Annotated in this window: 10 protein-coding genes; 9 read left to right on the top strand and 1 reads right to left on the bottom strand. The window is 35.9% G+C overall.

Annotated elements, in window-relative coordinates; genetic code table 11:
- Positions 1-34: 34 nt before the first annotated feature.
- From ACWG0P_RS07720 to ACWG0P_RS07735, 4 genes are read left to right on the top strand one after another with little or no spacing between them, the layout of a single operon-like run.
- A complete protein-coding gene (locus ACWG0P_RS07720; RefSeq protein WP_455801230.1) occupies positions 35-712 on the top strand; it encodes a vitamin B12 dependent-methionine synthase activation domain-containing protein in 678 nt (225 codons plus the stop codon).
- A complete protein-coding gene (locus tag ACWG0P_RS07725) occupies positions 696-3,041 on the top strand; it encodes a homocysteine S-methyltransferase family protein (RefSeq protein WP_455801231.1) in 2,346 nt (781 codons plus the stop codon). The genes ACWG0P_RS07720 and ACWG0P_RS07725 overlap by 17 nt, the downstream gene beginning before the upstream one ends.
- Complete coding sequence (locus ACWG0P_RS07730; RefSeq protein ID WP_455801232.1) at positions 3,038-4,801, top strand: bifunctional homocysteine S-methyltransferase/methylenetetrahydrofolate reductase; 1,764 nt, start codon at positions 3,038-3,040, stop codon at positions 4,799-4,801. Before ACWG0P_RS07725 ends, ACWG0P_RS07730 begins: the two co-directional genes overlap by 4 nt.
- A gap of 11 nt (positions 4,802-4,812) precedes the next feature.
- Positions 4,813-5,295 (top strand): nucleoside-diphosphate kinase, encoded by a 483-nt coding sequence (locus ACWG0P_RS07735; RefSeq protein ID WP_455801233.1) that lies wholly within the window; start codon positions 4,813-4,815, stop codon positions 5,293-5,295.
- Between the two features lie 46 nt (positions 5,296-5,341).
- On the opposite strand, the gene ACWG0P_RS07740 is transcribed toward ACWG0P_RS07735, so the two are convergent.
- Positions 5,342-6,220: a class I SAM-dependent methyltransferase gene (locus ACWG0P_RS07740; protein ID WP_455790477.1), complete on the bottom strand. Its 879-nt coding sequence runs from the start codon at positions 6,218-6,220 to the stop codon at positions 5,342-5,344.
- 128 nt (positions 6,221-6,348) lie between these two features.
- Between ACWG0P_RS07740 and ACWG0P_RS07745 the strand changes: the two genes are divergently transcribed.
- The 5 genes from ACWG0P_RS07745 (at position 6,349) to gatC (ending at position 13,349) form a co-directional block, all read left to right on the top strand.
- Positions 6,349-7,506 carry a DHHA1 domain-containing protein gene (locus ACWG0P_RS07745; RefSeq protein ID WP_455801234.1) on the top strand — a complete coding sequence of 386 codons (1,158 nt, stop codon included), beginning with the start codon at positions 6,349-6,351 and terminating at the stop codon, positions 7,504-7,506.
- Positions 7,507-7,697: 191 nt separating this feature from the next.
- Entirely contained in the window at positions 7,698-9,944 is a 2,247-nt protein-coding gene (locus tag ACWG0P_RS07750; RefSeq protein WP_455801235.1) for an ATP-dependent helicase, read from the top strand.
- A 9-nt stretch (positions 9,945-9,953) separates the two neighbouring features.
- Positions 9,954-11,945 carry an NAD-dependent DNA ligase LigA gene (gene ligA, locus ACWG0P_RS07755; protein WP_455801236.1) on the top strand — a complete coding sequence of 664 codons (1,992 nt, stop codon included), beginning with the start codon at positions 9,954-9,956 and terminating at the stop codon, positions 11,943-11,945.
- Positions 11,935-13,044, top strand: coding sequence for a CamS family sex pheromone protein (locus tag ACWG0P_RS07760; protein ID WP_455801237.1), 1,110 nt, complete (start codon positions 11,935-11,937; stop codon positions 13,042-13,044). Before ligA ends, ACWG0P_RS07760 begins: the two co-directional genes overlap by 11 nt.
- Positions 13,045-13,055: 11 nt before the next feature.
- A complete protein-coding gene (gene gatC / locus ACWG0P_RS07765) occupies positions 13,056-13,349 on the top strand; it encodes an Asp-tRNA(Asn)/Glu-tRNA(Gln) amidotransferase subunit GatC (protein ID WP_455801238.1) in 294 nt (97 codons plus the stop codon).

The raw sequence follows: 13,349 nt of genomic DNA on the forward strand, positions 1-13,349 counted from the left end.
TGGATGAAAGCCTTTCTGCCATAAGGAGGTCTTTATGGAACTTACATTAGAGAATTTTACAAATGAAGAGATACTTCATTTTATAGGAAATGCAAAAAGTAAGCCTGATGAACAAATGATGAAAGAAATCGAGGATATGAAACAAAAAGTGATTGCTTTATCGATGCCTCGTTTTATGTATCGTGAATTTGCATGGGAAAATCAACAACTGATAGGGGCAGAGGTTGTACTAAGTGGAGACGATATTAAGAGGCTTTTAAAAAAGAGTCATCATTGTCTTTTGTTGGCAGTCACATTAGGAATCAGTATTGAGAAAGAAATGCGAAGATTACAACTAGTAGACATGGGGAAAGCACTTATCTTTGATTGTTGTGCGAATGCTGCTATCGAACATGTTTGTGATCAGTTGCAACAGCAGTTAGAAATAGAATATAAGAAAAAAGGAAACTATCTAACAGATCGTTATTCTTGTGGATATGGAGATTTGCCTATCACTATTCAAAAGGATTTATTGAATGTTTTAGAGACATCAAAGAAAATAGGGTTATATGTGAACGAAAGTTCTGTTTTACATCCTATGAAAAGTGTGACAGCGATTATTGGGATTGCGGATGAACCACAACCTGCTATGTTAAGAGGATGTGGGTATTGTTCATTACGTGATCGATGTGAATTTCGTAAAGGAGGAACAACATGTGGAAGTGAAAACTAGAGAGATTATATTTTTAGATGGGGCAATGGGAACGATGTTGCAGGCACGAGGGTTGAAACCAGGAGAAATTCCTGAGATTTTTGGACTTCAACACCCTGAGATTATAAAAGAAATACACAAGACTTATATCGATGCAGGAAGTGAAATCATTTATACCAATACATTTGGGGCGAATATAAAAAAACTTTCGAAGACAGGATATAGTGTTCAAGAAGTTATTTCTGCGGCTGTTTTACAGGCAAAATCTGTAGCGCAAGAACATACGAAGGTAGCACTTGATATAGGACCCATAGGAGAGATGTTGGAACCTAATGGCTATCTAGCATTTGAAGAAGCGTACGATATCTTTAAGGAACAAGTATTAGCTGGTCAAGAAGCAGGTGCAGATCTTGTTGTATTTGAAACAATGAGTGATTTATATGAAGTTAAGGCAGCCATTTTAGCTGCGAAAGAGAATACGAATTTGCCTATTTTTGTGACCATGAGTTTTGAGGCAGATCATCGTACATTTACTGGGTGTACGGTCGCAAGTTTTGCCTTACTTGCACAAAGATTAGGAGTAGATGCAATTGGAATCAATTGTTCATTAGGACCTGTTGAAATTTTACCAATAGCTCAAGAAATGGCGCAATATACAACGTTGCCTTTGATCATTAAGGCGAACGCAGGATTGCCTGATCCTAAGACGAATCTCTATGATATTGATGCGTCACAGTTTGCTTCTTTATTAGAAGGGTTTACAAACTTGCCGATACAATATGTTGGAGGATGTTGTGGAACAACACCTGAGTTTATCAAAGAGTTAAAGAAACACTTAAAGATATCAAAATTCAATATGGTTGAGAATACGAAATCGTATGCATGTACACCAACGAAATGTTTAGATATTCAACATGTTCAAGTCATTGGGGAAAGAATCAATCCAACTGGAAACAAGCGAATGAAACAGGCATTGTTGGAACATGATTTAGATACCGTGTTGTCCATTGCGATGGAACAAGTAAATGCAGGGGCAGATATTTTAGATGTTAATGTTGGGTTGCCTGGTATTGATGAGTTGGCTATGATGGTTGCGGTGATTAAAGAACTTCAAACCATTGTAGATTTACCATTACAAATCGATTCTACAAATCCAGAAGTGATTGAAGCGGCACTTAGAGTTTATAATGGTATACCAATTGTGAACTCCATCAATGGAGAAATGGAAGTGATGGAACGTATTCTTCCTTCTATCAAGAAGTATGGTGCGAATGTTGTTGGGTTAACTATGGATGAACAAGGAATACCTGAACAAGTAGATGGACGTTTTGAAGTTGGAAAACGTATTATCGAAGTTGCAAAATCATATGGCATTGAAAAGAACAGAGTATTTTTAGATTGTTTAACACTGACTGTATCTGCACAACAAGAAGGTGCACTACAAACACTTTCTACACTTGAGCGAATACGTGATGAACTTGGCGTACATACCGTGTTGGGGGTATCTAATATTTCTTTTGGATTGCCTAGACGTATGGTGTTAAACCAAAACTTTTTAACTATGGCAATGCAATCCGGATTGAATATGCCAATTATGAATCCTAATCAAGAAGCTATGATGGACGCGGTTCGTGCATATCGAGTATTATATGGAATCGATCAACATTCAGAAAAATATATTGCACATTATAGTGAAGCGAAAGAAACAACCCAAGTTGTACAAAGCGAGCATATGAGTATTCAAGAGGCAATTGGACGTGGATTAAAAGAAGAAACAAGGAAGATGACAATTGAACTCTTACAAAAGGAAACTGCATTACATATTGTCGATCATTATTTGATTCCTGCTTTGGATATTGTTGGAAAACGATATGAAAAGAAGGAGATTTATTTGCCTCAGTTAATCAATGCCGCAACCGCATCCCAGATGGCATTTGAAGAAATTAAGAAGTTCATGTCCGCAAAAGGGGAAAAGACGATATCCAAAGGAAAAATCATTTTGGCTACTGTAAAAGGGGATGTACATGATATTGGAAAGAATATCGTAAAAGTTGTTTTAGAGAATTATGGATATGATGTGATTGATTTAGGTAAAGATGTACCTATCGAAAAAGTGGTGGAAACGGCAATAAAAGAACAAGTCTATTTGATAGGTCTTAGCGCGTTGATGACAACTACCTTGCCTGCGATGAAGGATACTATAGAGGCACTTCATCAAGCGGGACATGATTGTAAAATCATGGTAGGTGGTGCTGTTGTTAGTGAGGAATATGCACAAGAGATACATGCAGATTATTACGCAAAAGATGCGAAGGAAAGTGCAGATATTGCGAAGGAGGTGTTTGGATGATAAAAGATAAAGATGGATTCTTGTTTGATGGTGCATTTGGAACCTATTATGCGTCTTTATATGATGGAGATATTAACTGTGAACTCGCAAACATTAAGCATCCACAACGTGTTCTAGAGATTCATCAAGAATATATTCGTGCAGGTGCCCAAGCAATAAAAACAAATACGTTTAATGCGAATCCTGCCAAATTAGAATGCAGTATGGAAGAAATACAAAACATTATTATTGAAGGATATCGATTGGCAAAGGAAGCTGTAAAGGGACATGATTGTAAAGTGTTTGCGGATATAGGACCTTGTCTTGAACAGAAACAGTTTTCGATGTTTGAACAATTGAAAGTTATTGTAGATATCTTTTTGAAGGAAGGGGCAACCCATTTCCTATTTGAAACTTTTCCAAATGATAAAGGTTTAAAAGAAATTGCACAGTATATAAAGACACAATGTGAATACAGTAAGATTATTACATCCTTTGCGGTGAGTGCAGATGGATATACGCAACAAGGTTTATCAGGAAATAAATTGATAAAAAATATGGTGGAGTGCGAACATGTAGATGCTTATGGATACAACTGTGTATGTGGTCCTATGCATTTACGTAGACTGTTACAAACACTAGATCGTAGTAAGCCAATCTTAATCATGCCAAATGCAGGTTATCCTACCATTATGGCAAATCGTACTTTTTTCAGAGATAGTAGCACGTATTTTGCGAATGAAATGCAGGCGATTGTAGAAGATGGAGCGAGTATTGTTGGGGGATGTTGTGGTACAACACCTGTGTATATTGAAAAGATTGCGCAACTGCTTAAGCATCATAGCGAAGCACGTAGTCAAGTTTCAAGTTCAAATGAACCAATGGTGAAAATGACACAAGAACTAAATCCCTTACATGAGAAGATGAAAAAAGGGAAACATATTATAGCGGTTGAATTTGATCCTCCTAATAATTGTGATATTGAAAAGTTTATGAATAACGCAGAATATTTGCGCGAACAAGGTATCGATGCGATTACCATTGCGGATTGTCCCATTGCACGTGCACGTGTTGATAGTTCCATGTTAGCCGCAAAATTACGAAGAGAAATGAATATGACAGTCATTCCACATATGACATGTAGAGATCGTAATATTAATGCGACTAAGGCATTGTTGTATGGTTTAGGTATTGAGGGAATACATAATGTACTTGTAGTTACAGGAGATCCAGTTCCTAGTGCAGATCGTGCAGAGGTAAAGGGTGTATTTAGTTTTAATTCTCAAATATTAGCAAGTTATATCAAAGACTTAAACGATACCATCTTTCCTCATCCATTCTTGATTTATGGCGCACTAAATGTAAATGCCACAAATTTTGCACAAGAGCTTGCGAAGGCAAAGCGCAAAGAAGAACATGGAGTAGATGTATTTATGACCCAACCCGTGCTATCAAAAAGAGCGCTAGAAAATATAAAGGTAGCCAAACAAGAGTTGAAAGGAAAAATCTTAGGGGGAATCATTCCAGTTGTATCCCATCGAAATGCAGTCTATATGAACAATGAGATTTCTGGAATTGATGTAGATGAAAACTATATTGCAATGTATGAGGGAAAGACAAGAGAAGAAGCAAGTGAACTTGCGGTATCCCTGTCTTGCGATATGGTGGATCAGCTTATGGGGATTGTGGATGGATATTATTTAATTACGCCATTCAATCGTGTGGAAATCATTTCACAAATCGTCGAGCATATTCAAAAAAGTGATGAACTTGTCAGATAAGGAGAAATATTATGACACAGAAAACATTTATGATGTTAAAACCAGATGCTTTTGCTTCTAATAATGCACAATCCGTACTCAATGATTTAGAAAAAGCAGGACTACATATTGTAAGGGGACAAAAACTAGAAGTTAATATGGAAATTATGAAGACTTTGATGGAACACTATTCTGGTGTGATCGATTCTATGGATAAGGGATTTAATTTCCCAGGAAAATTGTTTAATTCGTTTTATTATGAGGGTCCACATCATATTATGCCAATGGAAATTGCATATGATGGAAGTGAGGATATTATCGAATATAGTAGAGCGCTTGTGGGAAAAACAAATCCACAAGATGCTGCAGAAGGAACGATTCGCCATTTATATAGTGATGATAACTATGATAAGGCAACTGCAGGAGTACGTCTAGTAAACAATGTTATACACGCCTCTGATTCCCATGAGAGTGCACAAAGAGAATTAGAAATTTGGGAAGCTTATTTGAAATAAGGATGTATATGAAAAGAACTAGCGATTTTGCTAGTTCTTTCTTATCTTATTTGTTGGATACCCATTTACCATAAATTCCACAAGGTAATACCGTGTTTGATTTTGTAATAGGAAGTCCAATTTCACCTGCAACGATATCTCCATTTGGAAATTTCTTTTGGATTGTCGCATGTAACAAGTTTTGTAAAGCAGTTGGAGGGAAGCCTGTTGTATAAGAATTTACTAGGAAGAATAGGGGATCATCATCCAAAATATCGATACAAGCAGATATAAGTGGATATAGTTGTTCTTCAATTTTCCAAATTTCTCCATTCGGTCCTCTTCCATAACTTGGTGGATCCATAATGATTGCGTGGTATGTACGTCCACGTCTTTTTTCTCTTGCGACAAACTTTAATACATCATCTACAATAAAACGTATTTTCTTATCTTCTAGATGAGAGAGTTCCATGTTTTCTTTTGCCCAAGAAACCATGCCCTTACTAGCATCTACGTGTACAACTTCACTTGCCCCTGCATATGCACAAGCCATAGTTGCTCCACCTGTATAGGCAAATAAATTCAATACACGAATTTCTCGATTGGCATGTTCAATCTTATCCATCATGAAATCCCAGTTCGCAGCCTGTTCAGGAAATAAACCAGTATGCTTAAATCCAGTAGGAGATACTTTGAAGCGAAGCTCTTTGTAAGAGATAGTCCAGCTTTCTTTAAATTTCTTTTTATATTCCCATTGACCACCACCACTTTTGGAACGATGGTAATGTGCATGTGGGTTTTTCCAATCATTGTCAACCTCATCGATTGGCCAAATAACCGCTGGATCAGGTCGTCTTAAAATGATATCCTTCCATCTTTCTAACTTTTCACCATTGCCTCCGTCAAGGCATTCATAATCTTTCCAATTGCTCGCTACTTGATTCATACTATTCACTCCTGTCATTGGATACTATTATAACATGATTTCACATAGTATATAAATGAGTTTGATGATAAAAAAGGAAGAAACTATGGTAAAATAGAAGAAAATATACTGTAGAGGAGGATACAGACATGACAAATAAATTGTATGATAATTGTTTCACTACGGAACTTAGTACAAAGGTTGTGAAAGTAGAAGAAGAAAACGGTTGTTATTGGCATGCGTGCAAGGACACTATCTTTTATAAAGAAGGCGGTGGAATGGCGAGTGACATTGGCATGATCAATGAACACATGGTGCTTGATTTAAAGTATAAAGATGGGTATTTGTGGCACTTGTTGGATGTGGAATTAGAAGGCAATGTATTTATGAGTGTCAATCTTCATGAGCGTTTCCGTAAATGCCAAGTGCATACAGCACAGCATTTAATCAGTGCGGTTTTGGGAAATGTGTACAAGGTAAACACATTAGCTCATCATACTGGCGATGATGAAAATGATATTGAATTTGATTTTGAAGAATTTACAGATAAAATGGCATTTGAATTACAGGTATTATGTAATGGATTGATTCGTGATGATTTAGAAGTTACTGTACAGTATCCTACCCCAAGTGAAGCAAAAAGACTTGCGATAAAAGGGGATGTAAATCGTGATGATGTAAGAGTTGTACGTATTGGGGCATTGGATTATAATCTTTGCGGATGTCTTCATGTACCTTCTCTTCGTTACTTACAGATGTTGTATATTTCTGGGTTTGAGAAAACTACGAATGGTTATAAGGTAAAATACTTAGTTGGGGATCAATTTTTGGATTGTGTAAGTCGCCGTTATCAAGTATTAGATGAAGTGAGTCGTACATTAGCAGTTCCTCATTTATACGTTGGTACGGGAGTAAATCGCATCATCAATGAGAATAAACAGCTGAATAGAGATGTGGTTGTATGGAAACAAAAATATTATGAAATGTTTGGTCGTGAACTAGCAGAGAGTGATGAAGAAGTTATTGTACAAGGTTTTGATGATATTGACGTCAAATCTTTAGCAGCAATGGCACAATTTATTACTAGTAACTACAAAAAAGCAGTTATTTTTGTTGCGAAGGTATATGATAATGTTCATGTCGTGGTTGCGAGCAATAAAGAATTGGCTTTTGATTCAGAAAAGACATTCAAAGAAATTTCAGAGAAATATCATCTAAGAGGTGGAGGAAACAAACAACTTTCACAGGGTGGTGGCATATATAATGAAGAAATTCTTACATTTGTCAAAACATATTCTGTATCTTAAAGGACTAGATTAGTTTTTATATAATAAATGGAGGATTGGTTTCTGTATTTCTATAGGAATTGATCCTTTTATTTTAGGAAAAGTTATGGATTTTTATAATCTTGAATAAGAAGACAATAATGTTTCTTAAATTGCAGGAGAAGTAAAGAAAATAAAGCAAAAGTATAGTATAATAACGAGGAGGTGATTTTGTGTCGTTTTTAGATAAATTAAATAAGCATCAATTAGAGGCAGTTACATGTACAAATCAGCATTTGCGTATCATCGCAGGAGCAGGTAGTGGTAAGACAAGAGTAGTAACGACCAGAATCGCATACCTGATTGAAGAATGTCATATTTACCCGAATAAAGTTTTGGCAATCACCTTTACAAATAAGGCTGCCAAAGAAATGAAGGAACGTGTAGAAGCATTCCTTGGGGATATTGCACATGCGGTCAACATATCGACGATTCACTCTTTTTGTGTACGTCTTCTTCGTGAAGATATTTTAACGTTAGGATATCCCCGTAACTTTACAATTCTTGATTCAGATGATCAAAAAAGTATTTTAAAAGATGCGTATAAACAACTACATATAGAAGTTAAGTCATATAGTTATAATAGTATGTTAGGTTATATTAGTGCGAATAAAACAAATTTTATAGACGCAACGATGGCGAAAGCAAGCGCAGGACATTGGGAGGGTGAAAAGATTAAAGCCGATGTATATGCGTTCTATGAGAAGCGTCTCAAAGAAATGTATGCACTAGACTTTGATGATCTTTTGATTTTTGCGTATCGTATTTTAAATGGAAATGAAGAAGTACGCGCAAAATGGCAACGTCGTTTTTCCTATCTGCATGTAGATGAGTTTCAGGATGTGGATGCTTTACAATACAATATTATCAAGTTGTTGGTAAAAGAAGACAGCTATTTATGTGTTGTAGGAGATCCCGATCAAACCATCTATACATGGCGTGGTGCCCAAGTAGACATCATTATGAATTTTGAAAAAGATTTTCCAAATAGTAGGACAGTTGTTTTAAATGAAAACTATCGTTCTACACAACCAATCTTGAACGCAGCGAACGCATTGATTAAGAATAATAAAAATCGTATTGATAAAGATTTATTTACACAAATTGAAAGTGACGATAAAATTATACATTTTACTGCGATGGATGACTATAATGAACCAGTATGGGTAGCTAGTAAGATTCTTACGATGAACCATAATGGTGTGAACTATCATGATATGGCAATTTTATATCGCTCCAATTACCTATCAAGAGCACTAGAAAAAGCACTCTTGGATTTCCATATTCCATATCGTATATATGGAGGGATCCGTTTCTATGATCGAGCGGAAATCAAAGATGCATTGAGTTACCTAAGATTATTAGCACCTAAAACGGAAGACGATGAAAAAGAATTATATAAGAATCTAGCAGTAAAACGGGTTATCAATTCGCCAAAGCGAGGCATTGGCGCAAAATCAATTGAATCCATTGAAGAAGAAGCATTGCGACAAGATACAAATATGTATGAAATCTTGAAGAGTGCAGATATTGGAAAAGGGAAAGCAAAACAAAGCATTCTAGAATTTGTACGAGTAATTGAAGAATGTCGTGCTATAAATGAAGCGATAAGCATTGATCAATTATTGACAAAGGTATTAGAAGACAGCGGATATTTAGAGATGCTTCGTGAAGATAAAGAAATCGAACGTTTAGAAAATATAAAGGAACTTATATCAGATATTTCCAACTATGTGGAAACAAATCCAGAAGGTACATTGAATGACTATCTTCAGGAAATATCCTTATATACAGACAAAGAAGATTTAAGTGATGGACAATTCGTACAATTGATGACCATTCATGCCGCAAAGGGATTAGAGTTTGATAATGTATTTGTATACAGCTTATGCGAAGGAATTTTCCCAAATGAAAAGTCCATTGCGGAAGGTGGACATGAAGCATTAGAAGAAGAGCGAAGACTTGCATATGTTGCCTTTACACGTGCGAAAAAACAATTATACTTATCGGATTCTTATGGGTATAGTTATGTACTTGATAAGTTAAAAACAACATCGCGCTTTATCAAGGAAATACCAGAAGATTGTATGTTGGATGTAGGCGCAAAACCAAAGAATACTTTTTCATCCGATGTGGATACCTTTAGTGGAAGTGATTTTATATCACAAAGTACAACTTTCCAAAGAGATACTACGCAAAAATTCCACACTCAAAAGCCACAAGTTTCAAAAGAAGATACACAAGAGGATATACCTGTTAAGAAAAAGGGTAAAATACGTAAAGGGGATTTAGTTACACACGAGATATTCGGTGATGGTGTAGTTATTAAACTGGAAGATGATTTAGCAGTCATTGCTTTTGATAAAAAATATGGAATACGAAAAATTGTTACCAGTCATCCTTCCCTAACAAAAAAATAGGAGGTCTCTATGAGTCAACAAAGAATTTTAGAATTACGCAGAATATTAGATCGTTTTGCCTATGAATATTACGTATTAGATAAACCAAGTGTAAATGATCAAGAATACGATCGTTATTATCAAGAATTGGTTCAACTAGAAGAAGAATTTCCACAATATCAAGACCCTAACAGTATTACACAACGAGTAGGTGGAGTAGTCCTTGATGGTTTTGTTAAGGTACCACATAAGAGTCAAATGTTATCGTTAGGAAATGCGTTTAACTTCGAAGATTTAAAGGCGTTTGATGAACGTGTACGTGCAGTTGTGCCACATGTGGAATATGTTGTGGAATTAAAGATGGATGGATTAGCAATTTCTTTACACTACCATGATGGACGTTTCGTACAAGCATTAACGCGAGGGGATGGAGTGATTGGAGAAGATGTAAGTTCCAATGTACGTACAATTCCTTCTATTCCAATGCATATTGATATCATGGGAGATGTCGAAGTTCGTGGTGAAGTGTATATGCCTAAGAGTAGCTTTGAGGCATTAAATATAGAACGAGAAAAAAAGGGTGAAGAACTCTTTGCGAACCCAAGAAATGCCGCTGCAGGAAGTATTCGACAGTTGGATAGTTCCATTGCCGCAAGTCGAAAATTAGATGCCTATCTTTATTACTTTGAAGATGCGTTAAGCTTTGGTATTCAAAGTCATGAAGAAGCACTTAAAACCATGGAGAAGATGCACATCAAAGTAAATCCACTACGTAAAGTAACTTCTACCATTGAAGAAGTATGGGAGTTTATTCAAGAAATGAGTGAACAACGAAATACACTACCTTATGAAATTGATGGAATGGTTATCAAAGTAAATAATATTTCTTCATGGAGTACCTTAGGTACAACAGTAAAAGTTCCACGTTATGCCATTGCCTATAAATTTCCTGCAGAAGAAGTGATTACAAAATTATTAGATATTGTAGTTACCGTAGGAAGAACAGGTAGAATTACACCCAATGCAGTGTTGGAACCTGTTCGAGTGGCTGGTACAACTGTAAGTGCAGCGCAGTTACATAATGAAGATATGATCAAAGAAAAAGATATACGTATTCATGATGATGTAGTTGTACGTAAAGCCGGAGATATCATTCCCGAAGTTGTACGTCCACTCATTGAAAGACGAGATGGTACACAAGGTGTCTATCATTTTCCAACCCATTGTCCAATTTGTGACAGTGCGTTGGTACGTTTTCCAGAAGAATCTGCCCATTATTGTATTAATCAAGATTGTCCCGCAAGAGTTGTGGAGAGTATGATTCATTTCGCATCTAGAGACGCCATGAATATAGATACCTTGGGTGATAAGAAAATAGAATTTTTTCATAAACAAGGCTTGTTAAATACAATCGAAGATATATATCATTTACAGGACCATAAAGAAGATATTTTACAAATGGAAGGATTCCAAGAAAAATCCTATCAGAAAATGGTAGATGCGATAGAACTAAGCAAAAATAATCCTCTTGAAGATATGATGTATGGTTTAGGAATTCGACAAGTTGGAAAGAAAGCTGCGAAGATTCTAGCAAAGCGCTTCTTACACATTGATGCATTGATGAGTGCCTCTATAGAAGAACTTAAAATTATCAAAGATATTGGTGAAATAACCGCACAAAGCATTGTTGCTTTCTTTGCTCAACCCCAAAACATAGAACTCATTCAACACTTAAAAGAATATGGTTTACGTATGGACAGTGAAAAAGAAGAAGTGCGTGAAAGTATTTTTACAAATAAAACTGTGGTATTAACAGGAACTTTGACACAATTAACGAGAAATGATGCCAAAGATATGTTAGAATCATTAGGAGCGAATGTGAGTGGCTCTGTTTCAAAGAAGACAGATATTGTTATATATGGAGAATCTGCGGGCAGTAAGCTTACGAAGGCAAGAGAATTGAATATTTTAACGATGGATGAGGAAACCTTTATGAAAGAGGTGAAAGGTAATGAAGAATAAAGTAAAAACCTTAGGTTGTTTACTGATGTGCGCTTCCCTATTCGTAATAGGGGGCTGTAAAGATGACACAGAGAGTAAAAAAGGAGAAACATTAAAAGCGGTAAATGAGAATGATTATGCCTCTTATATGCCATATCAACCAAGTGATGCAGCACAAAAGCACGCAAGTGTATCCACTGATTTAACACAAACATTTAATATTGGAAATCAATTGATGGAACTTAGCAAGGAACACTTTTCACCAGATACGTACACATTTCGTGAAAGTGAATACTTAGATTATGATACTTTGGATGCATATTCGGGCGGATCGGGATTATTAGGAAGATTTAACAAAGAAAACAATCCCTATGGTATGAATCCGGTGGTAGGTACAGCTTTTCCTGCGGAAGATGGCGGAGAAGTGAAAATTGATAGTACCGATGTATTGTTATTGGATATATATGAATTTGATTGGTATAAAGGAGATGAAATTAAAGGCATATCCTTAGCTTTCGTATTGAATGATAAAATTGGAGATGCGATTAATCCCTCTACTGTGAAAAAAGAAAAACTTCAAATTTATGCAGAAGAAACTGCACGAAAAACTGTAGAGTACTTGCGTAAGAAAGTTCCTGCAGTTGGACAAAATCTACCAATTTATGTAGCATTATACAATACCTCTTCTACTGATGAGACATTGCCTGGCTCTTTCTTTAGCGATGTATATTATAAATCAAAGGTAGATGGAACTTTCCAATCTATCAATGAACAATGGGTATTATTTCCAACAGAGGCTGCAACTACTTTAGATGGAACAACGGCAACAAGCTTTTCACGCTTTAAAGCTGCATTTAAAGATAAGATGCCATATGATGTAGCCATTGTAGGAAAAGGGCATTATTTGAATAATGCGATCGATAAATTAGAAATCACTGTTACCTTGCATGCACGAAGCAGTGGAGAAGTGAAATCCGCAATACAGATGATCAATGATAAGTTGTCCTTATTTGCGACAAACTTTGAAATCACAGTGGATATAAATAGTGATACTACTCATGCAGCAGTTATCAAAAGAGAAAAAGGTTCAAGTAGCACAACCGTAATTACATTAGTATAAGGAGGCAACGAATGGAAAACTTTAGTACAGAGTATTTTAAAAAACTGGCAAATGGTATCATGTTTGATATCAATGATCAAGAAGCAGAAGAATTAAAAGAAGAATTCAAAGTATTGTTAGATCAAATTGATGTGTTGAATGAAATTCCAACAGATGGGGTAGAAGAAATGGTATATCCTTTTGAATTAGAAACATCATTTTTACGCAGTGATGAAGTCGATCGCGTAATTTCACAAGAAGATGCATTGGCAAATGTGAAGAGCGTAAAAGCAGGACATGTACATGTACCTAAGGTGGTGAAGTAA

The sequence above is a fragment of the Amedibacillus sp. YH-ame6 genome (assembly GCF_053848845.1).

Coding starts and splice junctions, on each gene's coding strand:
- ACWG0P_RS07735 (WP_455801233.1), top strand. CDS start 4,813: ATGACACAGAAAACATTTATGATGTTAAAACCAGATGCTTTTGCTTCT.
- ACWG0P_RS07730 (WP_455801232.1), top strand. CDS start 3,038: ATGATAAAAGATAAAGATGGATTCTTGTTTGATGGTGCATTTGGAACC.
- ACWG0P_RS07760 (WP_455801237.1), top strand. CDS start 11,935: ATGAAGAATAAAGTAAAAACCTTAGGTTGTTTACTGATGTGCGCTTCC.
- ACWG0P_RS07740 (WP_455790477.1), bottom strand. CDS start 6,220: ATGAATCAAGTAGCGAGCAATTGGAAAGATTATGAATGCCTTGACGGA.
- gatC (WP_455801238.1), top strand. CDS start 13,056: ATGGAAAACTTTAGTACAGAGTATTTTAAAAAACTGGCAAATGGTATC.
- ACWG0P_RS07720 (WP_455801230.1), top strand. CDS start 35: ATGGAACTTACATTAGAGAATTTTACAAATGAAGAGATACTTCATTTT.
- ligA (WP_455801236.1), top strand. CDS start 9,954: ATGAGTCAACAAAGAATTTTAGAATTACGCAGAATATTAGATCGTTTT.
- ACWG0P_RS07745 (WP_455801234.1), top strand. CDS start 6,349: ATGACAAATAAATTGTATGATAATTGTTTCACTACGGAACTTAGTACA.